Annotated in this window: 15 protein-coding genes, 1 tRNA gene and 1 pseudogene; 16 read left to right on the plus strand and 1 reads right to left on the minus strand. The window is 67.1% G+C overall.

The genetic code is table 11. From position 1 onward, the window contains the following. Window positions 1-198: 198 nt before the first annotated feature. From ACERNI_RS16255 to ACERNI_RS16295, 9 genes are all read left to right on the plus strand, one after another. A complete protein-coding gene (locus ACERNI_RS16255; protein WP_448834302.1) occupies window positions 199-1,476 on the plus strand; it encodes a L,D-transpeptidase family protein in 1,278 nt (425 codons plus the stop codon). A 363-nt stretch (window positions 1,477-1,839) separates the two neighbouring features. After that, window positions 1,840-3,135: a serine hydroxymethyltransferase gene (gene glyA / locus ACERNI_RS16260; RefSeq protein ID WP_448834303.1), complete on the plus strand. Its 1,296-nt coding sequence runs from the start codon at window positions 1,840-1,842 to the stop codon at window positions 3,133-3,135. Between the two features lie 344 nt (window positions 3,136-3,479). Continuing rightward, complete coding sequence (gene nrdR, locus ACERNI_RS16265) at window positions 3,480-3,995, plus strand: transcriptional regulator NrdR (protein WP_448834304.1); 516 nt, start codon at window positions 3,480-3,482, stop codon at window positions 3,993-3,995. Window positions 3,996-4,131: 136 nt separating this feature from the next. Next, window positions 4,132-5,250, plus strand: a complete 1,119-nt coding sequence (ribD, locus tag ACERNI_RS16270; protein WP_448834305.1) for a bifunctional diaminohydroxyphosphoribosylaminopyrimidine deaminase/5-amino-6-(5-phosphoribosylamino)uracil reductase RibD — start codon at window positions 4,132-4,134, stop codon at window positions 5,248-5,250. Continuing rightward, window positions 5,250-5,903, plus strand: coding sequence for a riboflavin synthase (locus ACERNI_RS16275; RefSeq protein ID WP_448834306.1), 654 nt, complete (start codon window positions 5,250-5,252; stop codon window positions 5,901-5,903). Before ribD ends, ACERNI_RS16275 begins: the two co-directional genes overlap by 1 nt. A gap of 101 nt (window positions 5,904-6,004) precedes the next feature. After that, window positions 6,005-6,493, plus strand: a complete 489-nt coding sequence (ribH, locus tag ACERNI_RS16280; protein ID WP_448834307.1) for a 6,7-dimethyl-8-ribityllumazine synthase — start codon at window positions 6,005-6,007, stop codon at window positions 6,491-6,493. A gap of 5 nt (window positions 6,494-6,498) precedes the next feature. Beyond that, window positions 6,499-6,960, plus strand: coding sequence for a transcription antitermination factor NusB (gene nusB, locus ACERNI_RS16285; RefSeq protein WP_448834308.1), 462 nt, complete (start codon window positions 6,499-6,501; stop codon window positions 6,958-6,960). Window positions 6,961-7,203: 243 nt separating this feature from the next. Beyond that, the gene (gene thiL / locus ACERNI_RS16290) at window positions 7,204-8,202 is read left to right on the plus strand and encodes a thiamine-phosphate kinase (RefSeq protein ID WP_448834309.1); all 999 of its coding nucleotides are present in this window, start codon (window positions 7,204-7,206) and stop codon (window positions 8,200-8,202) included. A 573-nt stretch (window positions 8,203-8,775) separates the two neighbouring features. Continuing rightward, window positions 8,776-10,914, plus strand: coding sequence for a sodium-translocating pyrophosphatase (locus ACERNI_RS16295; RefSeq protein ID WP_448834310.1), 2,139 nt, complete (start codon window positions 8,776-8,778; stop codon window positions 10,912-10,914). 179 nt (window positions 10,915-11,093) lie between these two features. On the opposite strand, the gene ACERNI_RS16300 is transcribed toward ACERNI_RS16295, so the two are convergent. Continuing rightward, entirely contained in the window at window positions 11,094-11,555 is a 462-nt protein-coding gene (locus tag ACERNI_RS16300; protein ID WP_448834311.1) for an outer membrane protein assembly factor BamE, read from the minus strand. A gap of 276 nt (window positions 11,556-11,831) precedes the next feature. Between ACERNI_RS16300 and ACERNI_RS16305 the strand changes: the two genes are divergently transcribed. The 7 genes and pseudogenes from ACERNI_RS16305 to ACERNI_RS16335 all read left to right on the plus strand — a co-directional run bounded on the left by ACERNI_RS16305 (window position 11,832) and on the right by ACERNI_RS16335 (window position 17,488). Further along, on the plus strand, window positions 11,832-12,443 hold the full coding sequence (locus ACERNI_RS16305; protein ID WP_448834312.1) for a ubiquinol-cytochrome C chaperone family protein: 612 nt from the start codon (window positions 11,832-11,834) through the stop codon (window positions 12,441-12,443). 299 nt (window positions 12,444-12,742) lie between these two features. After that, on the plus strand, window positions 12,743-13,291 hold the full coding sequence (locus tag ACERNI_RS16310) for a YceD family protein (RefSeq protein WP_448834313.1): 549 nt from the start codon (window positions 12,743-12,745) through the stop codon (window positions 13,289-13,291). Between the two features lie 177 nt (window positions 13,292-13,468). Further along, a complete protein-coding gene (plsX, locus tag ACERNI_RS16315; protein ID WP_448834314.1) occupies window positions 13,469-14,515 on the plus strand; it encodes a phosphate acyltransferase PlsX in 1,047 nt (348 codons plus the stop codon). Between the two features lie 13 nt (window positions 14,516-14,528). Then, window positions 14,529-15,506 (plus strand): beta-ketoacyl-ACP synthase III, encoded by a 978-nt coding sequence (locus tag ACERNI_RS16320; protein WP_448834315.1) that lies wholly within the window; start codon window positions 14,529-14,531, stop codon window positions 15,504-15,506. 96 nt (window positions 15,507-15,602) lie between these two features. Further along, window positions 15,603-15,914, plus strand: coding sequence for an integration host factor subunit alpha (locus ACERNI_RS16325; RefSeq protein WP_448834316.1), 312 nt, complete (start codon window positions 15,603-15,605; stop codon window positions 15,912-15,914). 408 nt (window positions 15,915-16,322) lie between these two features. Further along, window positions 16,323-16,634, plus strand: a pseudogene (locus ACERNI_RS16330) (MerR family transcriptional regulator); the annotation flags it as partial. 776 nt (window positions 16,635-17,410) lie between these two features. Further along, a tRNA-Pro gene (locus ACERNI_RS16335) sits at window positions 17,411-17,488 on the plus strand. The last annotated feature ends 279 nt before the right edge of the window (window positions 17,489-17,767 follow it).

Here is a 17,767-nt window from a genome sequence, read left to right on the forward strand (position 1 = left end):
CACAAAAAGGCCCTGCTGATCATGGTTTGGTAAGACCATGGGTTTACGAGGGTAATCCATGCATTTGGCGCCAACCAGGACGTCTCCATCAAGGGGGCGCGCCGCAGGCTGTCGCCGGGTTCGCTTGAACATGCTCTGGCGCGGGCAGGCCTGCGCGGCTCCAACCTGCACGGCTTCAGGACGATGAATTCCAGGACAATGAACGAGAAGACCTTTTCGATGAAGCGCCGCGCCTTCCTGTTTGGCGCCGCCTCGGCTGCGACTGGCCTCGCCATTGGGCCCGCCTTCGCCCAGAAATTCGCTTTCGACGACCAGAGCGAATGGACGCAGAGCTATGACTCCGGCACCAACAGCCGGCTTGCCCGCTCGTCCACGCCGCTGCTCTCCCAGGAAACCGTGGCTGCGACCGAGCAGGCCATCGCCAGTCTGCGCGACGCGGTGGGGCGCGGCGGCTGGGGCGCGGTTCAGGCCGGCCAGCGACTGCGCCTTGGCTCGAAGGGGCCAGCCGTCGTCACGCTGCGCCAGCGCCTCGCCGCCTCGGGCGACCTTCAGGCCTCCGGCGGCGCCCAGGATGTTTTCGACAGCTATGTTGAAGCGGGCGTGAAGCGTTTCCAGCAGCGCCATGGCCTCAACGCCACGGGCACGCTGAACAACCAGACCATTGCCGCGATGAACGTGCCGGCGGCCACGCGCCTGCGCCAGATGGAAACGAACCTGATCCGTCTGCGTTCGCTCTCCGGCAATCCGGGACGTCGCTATGCGGTGGTGAACATTCCGGCGGCGCTGGTTGAGACCGTCGCCGACAATCACGTGGTCAGCCGTCACGCCGCCGGCGTCGGCAAGATTGACCGCCAGTCGCCGATCATGAACGCCAAGGTCACCCAGGTGAACTTCAATCCGTTCTGGACCGTGCCGGCGTCGATCATCCGCAAGGATCTGATTCCCAAGATGCGGAAGGATCCGAACTATCTGACGGACCAGAAGATCCGCATCTATTCGAACGGCGTCGAGATTCCGCCCTCGCAGGTCAACTGGAACTCCACCGAAGCGACGCGCTACATGTTCCGTCAGGATCCGGGCGCCGACATCAATTCGATGGGCTTCGTGCGCATCAACATCCCCAATCCGCACGGGGTTTACATGCACGACACCCCCGCGCGCGGCGTGTTCGGCGACGATTTCCGGTTCGTCTCGTCGGGCTGCGTGCGTCTGCAGAACGTGCGCGACTACGTCGCCTTCCTGCTGCAGGAAACGCCCGGCTGGAACCCCCAGTCGATCCAGGCCGCGATTGATTCGGGCAAGCGCATCGACGCCACCCTGTCGACGCCGCTGCCGATCTACTGGACCTATATCACCTCCTGGGCGACGCCCGAGGGCGTGGCCCAGTTCCGCGACGACATCTACAACCGCGACGGCCTTGGCCCGGCTGCGGCGATGGCCGCCGCCGCTGCGGAGGAAACCGAGGCGGCGCACTGACGTTTTCAGAACAGGGCGCCAACCGCGTGAGCGGCGCCTCCAGACGGCCCGGGCTTTCCCGGGCCGTTCGCATTTGTAGCCCCAGCCGCGACGTTTCGGCGGTTGGCGGGGGGCAGGCGTCGTGATAAGAGCGCGGCGTCGGCCAAAATGAAGCAGGTGCAGGGCGCGCGGCGCAGGACGCGGGCCATGGACGTATTGGCGGACGGCGCTTTCCAGGCGCCCGCAACGGGCCGCCGGCATGACGCCAGAAATGCCTGTGACGGTTTGGCGGCGGCCTTTACTGGCGCGCCGCATGATTTTTCTGGAGCCGGTTGGCGTGGGCGCGCCGTTGCGCCGCATGCGCCGGCGTATGGCGAGGCGCTCATGACCGGGACCAGTCCGCATCTGTCCAACAGCTTCTTCGGGGCCTCGCTGGCCGAGAGCGATCCCGAAATCGCCCGCGCCGTTGATCTGGAGCTGGGTCGCCAGCGCGATGAGATCGAGCTGATCGCATCGGAAAACATCGTCTCGCGCGCTGTTCTGGAGGCGCAGGGCTCCGTCCTCACCAACAAATACGCCGAAGGCTATCCGGGCCGGCGCTATTACGGCGGCTGCCAGTTCGTCGACATCGCCGAGGACCTGGCCATCGACCGGGCGAAGAAGCTGTTCGGCTGCGGCTTCGCCAATGTCCAGCCCAATTCCGGCTCCCAGGCCAACCAGGCGGTGTTCCTGGCGCTGCTCCAGCCTGGCGACGCCTTCATGGGCCTTGATCTCGCCGCTGGCGGTCACCTGACCCACGGCGCCCCGCCGAACATGTCCGGCAAGTGGTTCCGCCCGGTGCACTACACCGTGCGCAAGGATGACCACCGCGTTGACATGGACGAGGTGGCCCGCATCGCCCGCGCCGAGAAGCCGAAGCTGATCATCGCCGGCGGCTCCGCCTACGCCCGCCACTGGGACTTCGCCCGTTTCCGTGAAATCGCCGACGAGGTCGGCGCGTATTTCATGGTCGACATGGCCCATTTCGCCGGCCTCGTCGCTGGCGGCGCCCACCCGTCGCCGTTCCCGCACGCCCATGTGGTCACCACCACCACCCACAAGACCCTGCGCGGCCCGCGCGGCGGCATGATCCTCTCGGACGATGCGGACATCGCCAAGAAGATCAATTCCGCCATCTTCCCGGGCCTGCAGGGCGGCCCGCTGATGCATGTGATCGCCGGCAAGGCCGTGGCTTTCGGCGAGGCGCTGCGTCCCGAGTTCCGCGCCTATGCGAAGGCAGTGGTCGACAATGCCCAGGCGCTGGCCGCGGCCATCCGCGCTGGCGGTCTGGACCTCGTCTCCGGCGGCACCGACAACCATCTGATGCTGGTGGACCTGCGCCCCAAGGGCCTCAACGGCAAGGCCGCCGAGGCGGCGCTGGGTCGCGCCCACATCACCTGCAACAAGAACGGCATTCCCTTCGACCCGGAAAAGCCGATGGTGACCTCGGGCATCCGTCTCGGCTCGCCGGCCGGCACCTCGCGCGGCTTCGGCGTCGCCGAGTTCACCCGCATCGGCGAACTGATCGTCAAGGTGCTGGACGGCCTGGCGAAGAATGGCGAGGCCGGCAACGCCGCCGTTGAGGCCGAGGTTACCGCCGAGGTGAAGCAGCTCACCGGCCGCTTCCCGATCTACGCCTGAGGCTGTTCCCGGGAACACCCGGGAGCGAGTCCGGACAGAAATCCGCAACGCCGTCGCCCTGCGCGACGGCGTTGTCATTTGGTGGCTGCGCCTTGCCTGAACGCGGTGGCTTGCGCGCCCATGTTCCGCCTGCATGTCGCGCGCCCGCAGGACGCGGCGCGCAACATGGGACAGCGGCGCGCCAATGTGGCATGGCTGGCGCGGCGCGTGAGACCTTGCCAGCAGTTGTCCGCCGGGATTACAGGCAGGGGACAGGTCCCGGGCCGTCCCGACGCAAAAGCGACATCAGTTTTTGCGGCAATGGCCCCACCACTTCGATGTGACCAGTTCCGGGAGGTTCGCGCATGCGCTGCCCGTATTGCGACAGTCTCGACACCCAGGTGAAGGACTCCCGTCCCACCGACGATTCGGCGGCCATCCGCCGCCGGCGCGTCTGCCCGGATTGCGGCGGCCGCTTCACCACTTTCGAGCGCGTGCAGCTTCGTGAACTCGTGCTGGTCAAGCGCTCCGGCAAGCGCGCGCCCTTCGATCGCGACAAGCTGCAGCGCTCCGTGCAGGTGGCCCTGCGCAAACGGCCGGTTGAGCCGGACCAGGTGGAGCGCATGATCAACGGCATCGTGCGCCAGCTCGAGAGCATGGGCGAGACGGAAATTCCCAGCGAAACCGTCGGCGAACTGGTGATGGCTGGTCTCAAGGGGCTCGACAGCGTCGCCTACGTGCGCTTCGCCTCGGTGTATCGCAATTTCCGCGAGGCGCGGGAGTTCGGCGAGCTGATTGGCGAACTGGAGCAGCAGGGCGAAGCAGGAACGGGCGCGGTGGTGCGCAAGCTGCGCGCCCGCGCCGACGGGGCTGATGAATGAGACGGAGCGCATGACAGGGATCGCGCGCTGGTCGTGAGCCGTTCGCGCCGGCCGGAGCGCACGCGCATCATTCGGGGACAGAAAAAATGCTGGCGGGCCTGGGGGCGGGCCAGACCACACGGGGAAGGGGCAGGGAATGGCGGACAGCCTGGCGCTGGACAGGCGCTTCATGCGCGACGCGCTGGCCATGGGACGGCGCAATCTGGGGCTGGCCTGGCCCAATCCTGCGGTTGGCGCCGTGCTGGTCGATCCGCGCAGCCATGTGATTCTCGGGCGCGGCGCCACCCAGCCTGGCGGGCGCCCCCACGCTGAGGTCGTGGCCCTGGCGCGCGCCGGCGCTGCGGCGCGCGGCGCCACCCTTTACGTCACCCTGGAGCCCTGTTCGCACGTGGGGCGCACCGGCCCCTGCGCTGACGCCATCATCGCCGCTGGCGTCGCCCGCGTCGTCTCCGCCATCGAGGATCCCAATCCGCTGGTCGCGGGGCTTGGCCATGGCCGGCTGCGCGAGGCCGGCGTTGAAGTGCTCATCGGTATTGGCGCCGAACAGGCGCGACGCGATCACATCGGCCATTTCACCCGGGTGCGCGAGGGCCGCCCGGCAGTTCTGCTGAAGCTGGCGCAAACCCGCGACGGCGTCGCCGGCCGCCGCCATGGCCCGCGCCTGATGATTACCGGCCAGGAAGCCCGGGCCCGGGTGCATCTGATGCGCGCCCGCGCCGACGTCATCCTGGCCGGCGTCAACACCATTCTTGCCGACGACCCGGACCTCACCGTGCGCCTGCCTGGCATGGAGGCCATGTCGCCGGTGCGGGTGGTGCTGGACAGCATGTTGCGCACGCCGCCCGCCGCCCGCATCGTCCAGGACGCCGGGCGGGTCCCCACCTGGATCATCGCCGCTGAACATGCGCCGGTCGCGCCGGAGATCGCTTTGGCCCGCGCCGGCGTCGAGGTGATGCGCGTCGGCGCGACCGCCGATGGCCGGCCGGATCTCGCCATGGCCCTGCAACTGCTCGGGACCAGGGGGGTGACGCGGGTGTTTTGCGAGGGCGGGCCAGCCCTGGCCGAGGCGCTTGCCGCCGCCCGCCTGGTGGACGAAGTTGCGCTGCTCACCGGCCCGTCGCATTTCGATGGCCCGCCGGATCAGGGCGTGGCGGCGATTGGCCCCCATTTGCGGATAGCCCTTGACGCCATGGGCATGGTCGAAACAGGAACGGTCGGCGACGACACAGTGCAGATATTTGAAAGGGTCAACTGATGTTCACCGGCATCATCACCGACGTGGGCGAAATTCTCTCCGCCGGGGACCACCAGGGATCGCTGCGCCGCCTGCGCATCGCCTCGCATTATGATCCGGCCGGCATTGATATCGGCGCCTCCATCGCCTGCGGCGGCCCGTGCCTCACGGTCGTCGCCGTTGGTCCGCACGTCTGGGCCGACGGCGCCGCGGGCGCCTGGTTCGACGTGGATATCGCCGCCGAGACGCTGGCGCGCACCAATGCCGGCGGCTGGGCCGTCGGCGGCCGGCTCAACCTGGAGCGGGCGATGAAAATTGGCGACGAGCTTGGCGGGCACATCGTCACAGGCCATGTGGACGGCATGGCCGAATTGCTGGCCCGCGAGGTCGTAACCGACGCCGACGCGACCTGGGGCGAAACCTCGCGCTTCACCCTGCGCGCGCCGAAGCATACGGCCCGTTACATCGCCGAGAAGGGTTCGATCTGCATCGATGGAACCTCGCTCACCGTCAACACGGTGGAGGACGATGTCTTCTCGGTGCTGCTGATCCCCCATACCTTGCAGGTGACGACCTGGGGGCTGCGCCAGCCCGGCGACAGCATCAACCTGGAAGTTGACATGATGGCCCGCTACGCCGCGCGCCTTGCGGAGGCGCAGGCGAAGGGTTACTGACGCCTCCCACAGTGATTTATAATCAACGAACGATATGCGCCGGACCGGCTGATCCGTTTTGCGGACGGCCGGTTTCCACCGCCACCTGAAAGGCCATCTCCATGGTAGCGCCGCGCCGCTCCGCCGCCTCCAAGACGCCGCTAGCCGGCGCACGCGTTCTGATCGTCGAGGCGCGCTACTACGAAGATCTGGCCGACGAGTTGCTCGCCGGCGCCGTGGCGGCGGTTGAAGCGGCGGGGGCGACAGCAGAAGTGGTCACCGTGCCGGGCGCGCTGGAAATCCCCTCGACCATCGCCATCCTGCTCGACGCCGGCGTGGCCACGGGCCGTCCGTGGGACGCGGCCGTGGCGCTGGGCTGCGTCATCCGGGGCGAAACCGGCCATTATGATATTGTCGCCGGCGAAAGCTCGCGGGCACTGATGGATCTGTCCGTGCAGCGGCGGCTGCCGCTCGGCAACGGCATTCTCACGGTTGAGAACGATGAACAGGCCTGGGCCCGCGCCCGGGTCAGCGACATGAACAAGGGGGGCGGGGCCGCCGAGGCGGCGCTCGCCGTGCTGCGCGTCAAACGCGCCGGACAGGCGGGCTGATACCGATGGCCAAGGGTGAAATGCGCAGCGCCGCGCGTCTTGCGGCGGTTCAGGCTCTCTACGAGATGGACGTCTCCGGCAAGGGCGTGCTCGACGCCATCGCCGAATTCGAGTCCCACTGGATGGGGCGCGAGATCGAGGGCATGCAGTTCAAGCCGGCGGAGGCGGCGTTCTTCCGCGATATCGTCGCTGGCGTCGTCCGCGATCAGGCGCGCATCGACCGTAACGTCGACAGCGCCCTGGCCGACAAGTGGCCGCTGCGCCGCGTCGAGCCGGTGCTGCGGGCCATCCTGCGCGCTGGCGCCTACGAGCTGTTCAACCGCCGCGACGTGCCGGCCCGGGCGACGATTTCCGAATACGTCGATGTGGCCCGCGCTTTCTATGAGCAGGACGAGCCGGGCATGGTCAATGGCGTGCTCGACGCCATCGGCCGCAAGAACCGCGCCGACGAGCTGACCAGCCGCTGATCCCCTGATCCGCCGCGCGCCCTTCCCTGGGCTTGCGGGGACGGCGCAACATCCCCAAACTCCCTGTCAGGGCAACCGGACGTCGCGCCGGAGAACGCGCCGCGCCGGCTGCGTTCTCCGCCTGGGCGTTCCTGGAGCGCTTTCCGATCCATTTTGATCGGGAAAGGCTCTGACCAGCGCGCCGCCGTCCGCCGGGACAACGCTTCAGGCCGGGGGCGCAATGCATCGTTGAAGGGGGAGGCCATGGCCGCCATGTCAGAAGACGATCTGATCGCCAGCTTTTTCGCGCCGCTGGCGGGAGAGGGCGGCCTGGGCCTCGCCGACGACGTCGCCCGCCTTGCGCTCTCCGAGAACCACGAACTGATCGTCACCACCGATGGCGTGGTCGCCGGCGTGCATTTCTTCGCCGCCGATCCGCCGGCGAGCATCGCGCGCAAGGCGTTGCGGGTGAACCTGTCCGACCTGGCCGCCAAGGGCGCGCGGCCACTCGGCTTCCTCCTGACCCTGGCCCTGCCGGAAACCTGGACCCGTGACTGGCTGGCGGCCTTCGCCGCCGCCTTGGGCGAGGACGCCAGGGCGTATCATTGTCCGCTGCTCGGCGGCGACACGGTGCGCACGCCAGGGCCGCTCACCATCGCCATCACCGCCCTGGGGGAGACGCCGCGCGGAACCATGACGGCGCGCACCACGGCCCGCGTTGGCGATGTCGTCGCCGTAACCGGCTCGGTGGGCGACGGCGCGCTGGGCCTCGCCGTGCGTCATGCCCGCGCCGACGCGACGCCGCCAGCCTGGATCGCCGCCATCGGCCCGGAGAGGGCGGGGGCGCTGCTGCAACGTTATCTGGAGCCGCTGCCGCGCAACTGCATGGCCGAAGCGGTGCGCGGCTGGGCCAGTTGCGCCATGGACGTCTCCGACGGCCTGGTCGGCGACCTGCGCAAACTGACGGCGGCTTCCGGCGTCTCGGCCAGCGTCGATCTCGATCTCGTTCCGCTGTCGGCGGCGGCGGCGGCGGCGCTGGCCGCCGATGAAAGCCTCGCGCGGCAGATTTTCGCCGGCGGCGACGATTACGAAATCCTGCTGACGGTTGCGCCCGAACATTATGACGCCCTCGCGGCGGCGGCGCGCGCGGCGGGGTGCGGCCTGACCCCGGTGGGCGAGATCACGCCCGTCAGCGAGCCCTTCCGCGTCATGTGGCGCGGCGCGCCCGCCGCCTTTGGCAAGGGATCGTTCTCCCATTTCTGATGGGGCCAGCGCGGCGCCCTGCATGGTGTGGATCCGCCTGGAGCCGGCGCGTTGCCTGTGTGCATGTCTGCCGGCCTGGCGGTCGCGACTCAGCGCGGCGGCGCGAATCCCGGTTACAAAGCCCGATGACGAAGCTGTGACAGGCGATCTCCTGACAGGGTAAATGCCCCGCATGAGCGCCCGGCGCCTAACCTGCTGGAAAGCGGGAACTTTCCTGCCCGCCCGTGTTTCAGTTCTGAAAAGTCGTAGCAGAAGGCATGAATTCGCCGGGTCAGCCGATGCATCAGACGAAAAGTCAGTACTATTGACCTGGTTGTCGCCGCGTATTTGGCGGAATCGTCAGGATCGTCATGTAATATATGAATAATTTCCGATCCTGACGCCTTGTTGTCTTTGTCGCGTCCATGTCGCCTTGCCGCGGGCCCGCCGCGCGGCGTTTGCCCATGCCCCGGAAAAAGGCAATCATGTCATGCCACTGCCAGAATGTGGCAAATGAGGGCGTGGCCGACTGTCGCATGTGGAGGGCGCGTGTGACCCTTGGCCGCCGACAAGAACGTCAGGGAAGAAATACACATGGCTGCATTGCTGATTATTCTTCTTCTTGGGGCGCTGTCTGTGGTTTATGGCGCTGTCACTATCCGGTCTGTCATGGCTGCCGACGCGGGCAACGCCCGCATGCAGGAGATCGCAGGGGCGATCAGGGAGGGGGCGCAGGCCTATCTGCGCCGCCAGTACATGACGATCGGCATCGTCGGCATTGTGTTGTTCCTGCTGCTGTGGTGGCTGCTGGGGCTGCCTGTGGCCATTGGTTTCGCCATTGGCGCCATTCTTTCCGGGGCCGCCGGCTTCATCGGCATGAATGTCTCGGTCCGCGCCAATGTGCGCACCGCCCAGGCGGCGTCGCAGTCGCTGGCGGCCGGCCTCGACATTGCCTTCAAGTCTGGCGCGGTCACCGGCATGCTGGTGGCGGGTCTCGCCCTGCTCGGCGTCGCTGGCTACTACACGGTGCTCACGGGCCCCATGGGCGTCGCGCCGGGCAGCCGGGTCATCGTCGATGCGCTGGTTGCCCTCGGCTTCGGCGCTTCACTGATTTCCATCTTCGCCCGGCTTGGCGGCGGCATCTTCACCAAGGGCGCCGACGTGGGCGGCGACCTGGTTGGCAAGGTGGAGGCTGGCATCCCGGAGGATGATCCGCGCAACCCCGCCACCATCGCCGACAATGTGGGCGACAATGTTGGCGACTGCGCCGGCATGGCCGCCGACCTGTTCGAGACCTATGCGGTGACGGTGGTCGCCACCATGGTGCTGGCGGCGATCTTCTTCGCCGGCATGCCCGCCCTCGCGTCCATGATGCTGTATCCGCTGGCCATCTGCGCCGCCTGCATCGTCACATCGATCGTCGGCTCGTACTTCGTCAGGCTTGGCGCCAACCAGTCGATCATGGGCGCGCTGTACAAGGGGCTGATCGCCACCTCGCTGCTGTCGGTGGTTGGCCTGGCGCTCGCCACCCATCTGCTGGTCGGCTGGGGCGACATTGCCGGCGCCAGCGGCCTGGTGCTGAATGGCGGCAAGCTGTTCATCTGCGGCCTGGTTGGCCTCGCTGTCACCGGCCTCATCGTCTGGATCACCGAGTTCTACACCGGCGTCGGCTTCCGCCCGGTGCGCTCCATCGCCCAGGCGTCGGTCACCGGCCACGGCACCAACGTCATCCAGGGCCTGGCGGTCTCGCTGGAGGCGACGGCGCTGCCGACCATCGTCATCGTCGCCGGCATTATCGTCACCTTCAAGCTCGCTGGCCTGTTCGGCATCGCCATCGCCGTCACCACCATGCTCGGCGTCGCCGGCATGATCGTGGCGCTGGACGCCTTCGGCCCGGTCACAGACAACGCCGGCGGCATCGCCGAAATGGCTGGCCTGCCGGCGGACGTGCGCCGCTCCACCGACGCGCTGGACGCTGTCGGCAACACCACCAAGGCCGTCACCAAGGGTTATGCGATCGGCTCCGCCGGCCTCGGCGCCCTGGTGCTGTTCGCCGCCTATAACGAGGACCTGAAGTTCTTCACCGCCAACGCCGACCGTTTCCCTTATTTCAAGGGGGTGAACGTCGATTTCTCGCTGGCCAACCCTTACGTGGTCGTTGGCCTGCTGCTTGGCGGCCTGATCCCGTTCCTGTTCGGCGGCATCGCCATGACGGCGGTGGGGCGCGCCGCCGGCGCGGTGGTCGAGGAGGTGCGTCGCCAGTTCCGCGAGAAGCCCGGCATCATGGAAGGGCGCGACCGGCCGGACTACGCCCGGGCGGTCGACATGCTGACCAAGGCGGCGATCCGCGAGATGATCGTGCCGTCGTTGCTGCCGGTGCTGGCGCCGATTGTGCTGTACTTCGTCATCAACGCCGCCGCCGGACGCAGCCAGGCCTTCGCCGCCGTGGGCGCCATGCTGCTCGGCGTCATTGTCACTGGCCTGTTCGTCGCCATTTCCATGACCTCGGGCGGCGGCGCCTGGGACAACGCCAAGAAGTCGTTCGAAGACGGCTTCACCGACGACAACGGCGTCACCCACCACAAGGGCTCCGAGGCCCACAAGGCCTCGGTGACCGGCGACACCGTCGGCGATCCCTACAAGGATACGGCCGGCCCCGCCGTCAATCCGGCGATCAAGATCACCAATATCGTCGCCTTGCTGTTGCTGGCGGTGCTGTCGCACCTGGCCTGAGCCAGCGGCTTTCCAGCCGGGCGGGGCGCTTCGCGGCTTGACGCGAAGCGCCTCTGGCTGAGCGGCGGCTGTGCAGAAAACAAAAGCGTCTGAAAAAACGAAAAGCCCGCGAACTTCGCGGGCTTTTCCATATTCTGGTGTGGCAGACCGGGGCGCCTCGCGCCAGCCCGCCCGCGTCGTCAGACGCCGAACGGGTTCAGGTTGCCGGCGCCGAGGCCCTTGAACAGCTGGCGGACGAAAGAACGCTCCTGGCCGCTGGTCGGGGTGGTGCGGGAGATGAAGTCGAACACCTCGCCGTCCTTCATGCCGTACAGGGCGACCCGCTCAACCTTGAAGTTGCCATTAAAATAAACGGCGGCCACCCGCTGGTCGGTGATGCTCGGATTGATGAACTGCACCCGCCGCTCGCGGGTCTGCGAGATGTAGTAGAAGGTCTTGTTGCCGACCGTCGAGGTGGTGGTGGGGGTGCCCATTTCGGTCAGCACCTGCTCGACGCTCGAACCAGGCCTGATCTTCGCCAGTGCGACTTCGTCGATCATGTGACCGTGGACAATCACCTCTCTGGCGCAGCCGCCAAGGGTAACGGCGGCAGTCGCGATAGCGGCGGCGGTCACGACACTGCGGAGTATGGCCCTCGCCATTCAATCACCTTTTGTCTGCTCGCGCGGTAGCCGCCGCGAGGAAAGGGCATGTAACGTCCGGACATCCGGGTTCACGCTGCCATGCATGACCGCCCGCCGGGCGCTGTCGCGAACCCGCCGGACAGGCCGCCGGGCGCAATGATCTTGCATCATTCTTGCAGGAGGCGTACCCCGCGACAGTGTATTTGGCAAGAAGATGGGCGGCAACACCGCGCGGCGACGCCGCATTGCGGGAGGCGCCGCCTGTTTCCCATGCGTAACAGGGAGCCCCCGGGCGTGGCGTTCAGATTTTTCCGCAAGGATCCGCTGCGGCCGGTGATCGACCAGCTTTATGGTCGGGTGATCGCCGCTGCGCGCCAGCCGGATTTCTACGAGAATTATGGCGTGGCGGACAGCACCCAGGGACGCCTCGAACTGCTGGAACTGCACGCCATGCTGGTGATGCGCCGCCTGCGCGACCTGCCGGCGCCGGCCGATGCGGTTGGCCAGCGATTCGTCGATACGGTGTTCGAGCAGATTGAGCACGCCCTGCGCGAGATCGGCATGGGCGACACCACGGTGCCGAAGCGCATGAAATCCATCGCCAAGGGGTTTTATGGGCGTGCGAAGCGTTATGACGCCGCCCTCGACGCCGCCGGCGATGCGGAGCTGGCGGCGGCGCTGGGCCGCAATGTGCTCGATTCGGATGAACCGGCGCCCCTGCTGGCGCGATATGTCCGCGCGGCGGAAAGGCAATTGGCCGCCCTACAACTTGGCGATATCGCGCCGGAGGTCATCCCGGAGGTCATATCGGGTGACGCCAGGCCGCTGTTTCCGGACGCGGCCGCGGTTCGCCTGGATTCCGCTCTGGCGGCCCCTGGGGAGGCTATCCCACAGGAAAATAATTGAAATCAGAGAGATATGCCGAAGTTTCGCTGCAGTGCGGCGGGATGCTATCCGGACACGCGCATACAGAGGCGCTTTCTGGCCAGAGGGAATCACCTGGCTGGCCTGGATGCGCCCGGAACTGGGAAAGCAGGAGCGATTCCCGCTCCATGCTGACCGGAAGTCGCCTCCGGCGATGATCGCGGCCGCGCGGGGGAGACGCCGGGGCTGCATGTCGGGGCTTGCAACGCGGCCAGCTTGCGGCTCATCAGGGCAGGGACCATGGCAGACGCGAATACCCGCCAGAGAACAGGCGAGGGAGAATGATGATGACGGACCAGGATCCTGCGCCCTTCCTGTCGCATGTGGTGCGCGTGTCCGATGTGCCGCGCGCCGGTTTGCGCGTGACCATCGAAGCCGACGAGGCGGCGCGCGGCCGCATTGCCGAGGCTTACGATCTGGTTGCGCTGCCGCGCCTCGTCGCGACGTTCACGCTTGCCGGCAATGCGCGGCGGCTGAAGCTGAAGGGCGAGGTGAAAGCGGACGTGCGCCAGACCTGCGTCGTGAGCCTGGAGGCGTTCGACTCGCAGATTCATGAACGGTTCGAGCTGACGTTCTCGGAGGATGTGCCTGAGGAAGGCGCAGCCATGCAGAACGAGGACGACGGCTTCAGCCGCCGTGAGGACCCCGAGCCGATCGTCAACGACCGGATCGATCTTGGCGTGCTGGCGGCGGAATATCTGGCGCTGGCGCTGGACCCCTGGCCGCGCAAGCCAGGCGTTGCCTTCGCATGGACAGAAGATGCGGAGGAGCCATCGCCCTTCGCGGCTCTGAAGCGCCTGCGCAACGGCGAGAATGGAGCGGATTCCTGAGGCGCGCCCGCCCGGTCCGGCGCGGTCAATCCGTCGGTCAAGCGACTGGCGGATCTTGCGTTGTGCCGCTCATGTTGTTTACAGCCTCTCAGCACACATTGCCGGAAGGCCGCCAGCCGCTATTGTCAGCGGCCGGCTGTCGCCGCCGTCAGGAACCCAGGAAGACACACGCAGCTCATGTCACGTTCCATCCGCATAGCGATTGACGCCATGGGCGGCGATCACGGTCCGGCGGTCTCCGTGCCAGGCGCAGCCCTGGCGCTGGAGCGGCGCCCGGACCTGCGTTTCGTCATGACCGGCGACGAGGCGGTGATCGGCCCGCTGCTGGCGAAGCATCCGGCGCTTCAGGCGGCGACGACGGTGAAACACACGGCCATTGCGGTGGCCATGGACGCCAAGCCCAGCCAGGCGCTGCGCCAGGGGCGTTATCATTCGTCCATGTGGATGGCGCTGGAGGCCGTGAAGCAGGGCGAGGCCGACATCGCGGTTTCCGCCGGCAATACCGGCGCGCTGATGGCCATGGCCAAATTCTGCCTGCGCACCATGGGCGGCGTCGACCGCCCGGCCATCGCTGGCCTGTGGCCGACCACGCGCGGTGAAAGCGTCGTGCTGGATGTCGGGGCCACCATCGGCGCGGACGCGGCGCATCTGGTCGATCTCGCCATCATGGGCGCGGCCATGGCCCGCATCGTTCTTGATATTGAAAAGCCGTCCGTCGGCCTGCTCAACGTCGGCGTTGAGGAGGTGAAGGGGCTTGAGGTGGTCAAGGAGGCCGGGCGCATCCTGCGGGAGAGCCAGCTTTCCCACCTCGATTACATCGGCTTCGTTGAGGGCGATGATATCGGCAAGGGAACCGCCGACGTGGTGGTGACCGAGGGGTTTACGGGCAACATCGCCCTGAAAACCGCCGAAGGCACGGCGCGCCAGTTCGCGGGCTATCTGCGCAGCGCCATGTCCAGCACCTGGATGACGCGCCTCGGCTACCTGCTGGCGAAAAGCGCCTTCGATTCGCTGAAAGAAAAAATGGATCCACGCCGCTCCAACGGCGGCGTTTTCCTGGGCCTTGAAGGAATCGTCATCAAGAGCCATGGGGGAACAGACGCGCTCGGCTTCGCCAGCGCGGTGGAACTTGGATATGACATGGCGCGGTTCGATCTGTTGTCGAACATCCGCGGCATGGTTTTGGGAAAAGACGGGCCGTCGGCGGCTGACGGGCAAGCCTGAGGAGTAGAGGCGCGTGACACGTTTGCGTTCGGTGGTCCGGGGCTGCGGCTCATATCTTCCACCCCGCGTGGTGACCAATGCGGAGCTGGCTGGTCTCGTCGACACGTCCGATGAATGGATCGTGCAGCGGACGGGCATCAGCCAGCGTCACATCGCGGCGGACGACGAAACCACCTCGGTGCTTGGCCTGCGCGCCGCCCAGGCTGCGCTGGCCGACGCCGGGCTCGAGGCGTCCGACATCGATCTGGTGATTTGCGCCACGTCGACGCCGGACTTCACGTTCCCTGCCGCCGCCACCCAGATCCAGGCCGGCCTCGGCATCACCCATGGCGTGGCCTTCGACGTTCAGGCCGTGTGCTCCGGCTTTGTCTTCGCTGTCACCACCGCTGACAAGTTCCTCACGTCCGGTTCGCACAAACGGGCGCTGGTGGTGGGCGCGGAAACATTCTCACGACTTCTTGACTGGGAAGACCGCACCACCTGCGTGCTGTTCGGCGACGGCGCCGGGGCCATCGTGCTTGAGGCGCAGGAGCAGCCCGGCGAGGCCAGCGATCGCGGCGTGCTGACCACCCACATCCGCTCGGACGGTCGCCATCGCCAGAAGCTGTATGTGGACGGCGGCCCGGGCTCGACCAAAACCGTGGGCCATTTGCGGATGGAGGGCAAGGAGGTCTTCCGTCACGCCGTTGGCATGATCACCGACGTGATCGAGGACGCCTTCGCGGCGACCGGCACATCGGCCGACGACCTGACCTGGTTCGTGCCGCACCAGGCCAACCGGCGCATCATCAACGCCAGCGCCGACAAGCTGGGCATTGCCCGCGACAAGGTTGTGGTGACGGTCGACCAGCACGGCAACACTTCGGCGGCGTCGATTCCCCTGGCGCTGGCCGCGGCGCGCGCCGATGGCCGCATTCAGCCGGGCGATCTGGTGATGATCGAAGCCATGGGCGGCGGGTTTACCTGGGGCAGCGCGCTGATCCGCTGGTGATTGCACAGCGCAGGTCACTGCGTTATTGACCGACGGGTCATCAGGGATTACGCGTAATTCCAAATAGATAGCTAGTTTGCATCAGGTGGGGCGAATATGACGGGGCGCACGGTTACGCGCGCGGATCTTTGCGAGGCGGTCTACCAGAAGGTCGGGCTGTCGCGGACGGAATCGGCAGAGCTGGTTGAGCAGGTGCTCAGGGAAATGTGCGACTGTCTCGCCAAAGGCGAGACGGTGAAGCTGTCTTCGTTCGGCTCGTTTGTCGTGCGCGAGAAGGGCGAGCGCATCGGTCGCAATCCGAAGACCGGCGTGGAGGTGCCAATCGAGCCGCGCCGTGTCATGGTGTTCAAGCCGTCCAATGTGCTGAAGGCCCGAATCAACGGCGAGGTCGTGGCGGCGGAAGACTGAAGGCGAAGGCGACGGGCTCTGGCCTCCGCCGCGCGAGGTCTGGCGGGCGAACGCCTGCACTACCCCGCTGCGGGATGGCGTGGCGATAGCCTCCGGCGCACCTCCGCTCTGCTCGCGGATTCCGCGGAGCCCGGGGCGCGCAGGAGTGGGGGAGCCGGCTCCCGCAGGGATTTCGATCCCGCAGGGGGGCAGGGCTCCCCGCAAGCCGGACCCGCTCCTGGCTGGCTTCTGGCCGGCTCACGGCTGGACAGTCTTCATCGGCAGGCGACGAAGCGGCGGCCAGGTTTGCCCGGAAGGGTTTGCTCCTGATCCCCGCTTTGACGCATTTCGCGCGAAACGGCCTCCGTTTCGTTCTGAGGGGCTGTGGCGGCAGGAACGCGGACCATCGATTTGACTGACCGGCAGACAGTGGACAAGGAACCAGGCGCATTCAGGACCATCAGCGAAGTTGCTGAGGAACTTGACGTGCCCCAGCACGTCTTGCGGTTCTGGGAAACCCGCTTCAGCCAGATCAAGCCATTGAAGCGCGGCGGCGGCCGCCGGTTTTACCGACCTGACGATGTCCTGCTGATTCGCGGCGTGCGCCATCTGCTGTATGGCGAGGGCTATACGATCAAGGGCGTGCAGCGCATTCTGAAGGAGGAAGGCGTTCGCTTCGTCCAGCAGGTTGGCTCCGGCTCCCGGCCAGACGAGGCGCCAATGGCCAGCGCCCCGGCGCCTGCCGGGGACTGGGAGGGCGAAGGCTGGTCGGGCGATGATTTCCAGGCCGGCTCTGACGATGATTTTCCGTCCGTCGTCCGTCCCCAACCTTACAATTCGACCTGGCAAGGCGAGGACGTAATGGCGTCGCCGCCCGTCGTGGGCTGGCGGGAAGCTGCGCCTGACCAGGCCGGCGCCGCGCTCGCCCAGGATCCCTACGCGCCGCAAGGCTACCGGCGCGCCGACGACCCCGCGCAGGGCTGGCCCGCGGCAGGCGAAACTTTCCCGCCACAACCCGGGATGATCGCGGGGCAGGGGGCGGCCGCGTCCGGCGTCTCCGCGCCATGGCCTGAAGCACAGCCGCCTGAAGCACAATCGTCTGGCCCCGCGCCGCTGGCCCGCTCGACGCCCGTGGTCGCGCACCGGCCCGACGTCTGGAATGACGCGCCAGAAACCTCGCACGCCAGCGCGCCGGAGGGATTTCATGCCGGCGGCGTCTGGGACGCGACGCCGGGCGCCGCTCCTGGCGTGGCCCATGCCCACCCGGCGCTGGCGGCGTCGCAACGCGCCCGCCTTCAGGAGGCCCTGGCCGAACTGCTGGAATGCCGGCGGCTGCTCGCCCATGCGCGCGGCGAACTGGATAGCGCCGACTGAAACAGCCGTTGCAACCCGGGTTCCGGCTTCCCACAGTTTCCGTTCGCCAGGCCGTTGCTTTCGGCAGGTGGCTTCACTATAAGGCCAGCAACGTCAGGTTATGCCTGCCGTGCGCGGGATCGCTCCCGCGACCGGTTATCTGGCGGGCAGTAGCGCAGCCCGGTTAGCGCACTAGTCTGGGGGACTAGGGGTCGTGGGTTCGAATCCCGCCTGCCCGACCATTCAATCACTTGAAAACACTGAGAAAAACAAAGCGCCGTTCTGGCGCTTTTGTTTTGTCTGTTTCCCGAGTCGCCACCCGGTCGCCACCTGCGTGTCCAACGGTGGATAACGTGGGGCAGGGCGGTTGCCGCCCGGCGGAGCATTGCCGTGCATGATCTCCTCGCCCCGCCGCGTCTGCCTGGTGGTGTCAGGCCATCTTACTCTGGCAGGACGCGCCAGTTGCTTCCCAACACGGCATGGCCTTCGGGTCGTCGCCCCCCTAGGACGGATCGACATTC

The sequence above is a fragment of the Camelimonas sp. ID_303_24 genome (assembly GCF_053543495.1).

Coding starts and splice junctions, on each gene's coding strand:
- ACERNI_RS16310 (WP_448834313.1), top strand. CDS start 12,743: ATGATGATGACGGACCAGGATCCTGCGCCCTTCCTGTCGCATGTGGTG.
- thiL (WP_448834309.1), top strand. CDS start 7,204: ATGGCCGCCATGTCAGAAGACGATCTGATCGCCAGCTTTTTCGCGCCG.
- ribD (WP_448834305.1), top strand. CDS start 4,132: ATGGCGGACAGCCTGGCGCTGGACAGGCGCTTCATGCGCGACGCGCTG.
- nusB (WP_448834308.1), top strand. CDS start 6,499: ATGGCCAAGGGTGAAATGCGCAGCGCCGCGCGTCTTGCGGCGGTTCAG.
- glyA (WP_448834303.1), top strand. CDS start 1,840: ATGACCGGGACCAGTCCGCATCTGTCCAACAGCTTCTTCGGGGCCTCG.
- ACERNI_RS16300 (WP_448834311.1), bottom strand. CDS start 11,555: ATGGCGAGGGCCATACTCCGCAGTGTCGTGACCGCCGCCGCTATCGCG.
- ACERNI_RS16255 (WP_448834302.1), top strand. CDS start 199: ATGAACGAGAAGACCTTTTCGATGAAGCGCCGCGCCTTCCTGTTTGGC.
- ACERNI_RS16295 (WP_448834310.1), top strand. CDS start 8,776: ATGGCTGCATTGCTGATTATTCTTCTTCTTGGGGCGCTGTCTGTGGTT.
- ACERNI_RS16325 (WP_448834316.1), top strand. CDS start 15,603: ATGACGGGGCGCACGGTTACGCGCGCGGATCTTTGCGAGGCGGTCTAC.
- ribH (WP_448834307.1), top strand. CDS start 6,005: ATGGTAGCGCCGCGCCGCTCCGCCGCCTCCAAGACGCCGCTAGCCGGC.
- ACERNI_RS16275 (WP_448834306.1), top strand. CDS start 5,250: ATGTTCACCGGCATCATCACCGACGTGGGCGAAATTCTCTCCGCCGGG.
- plsX (WP_448834314.1), top strand. CDS start 13,469: ATGTCACGTTCCATCCGCATAGCGATTGACGCCATGGGCGGCGATCAC.
- nrdR (WP_448834304.1), top strand. CDS start 3,480: ATGCGCTGCCCGTATTGCGACAGTCTCGACACCCAGGTGAAGGACTCC.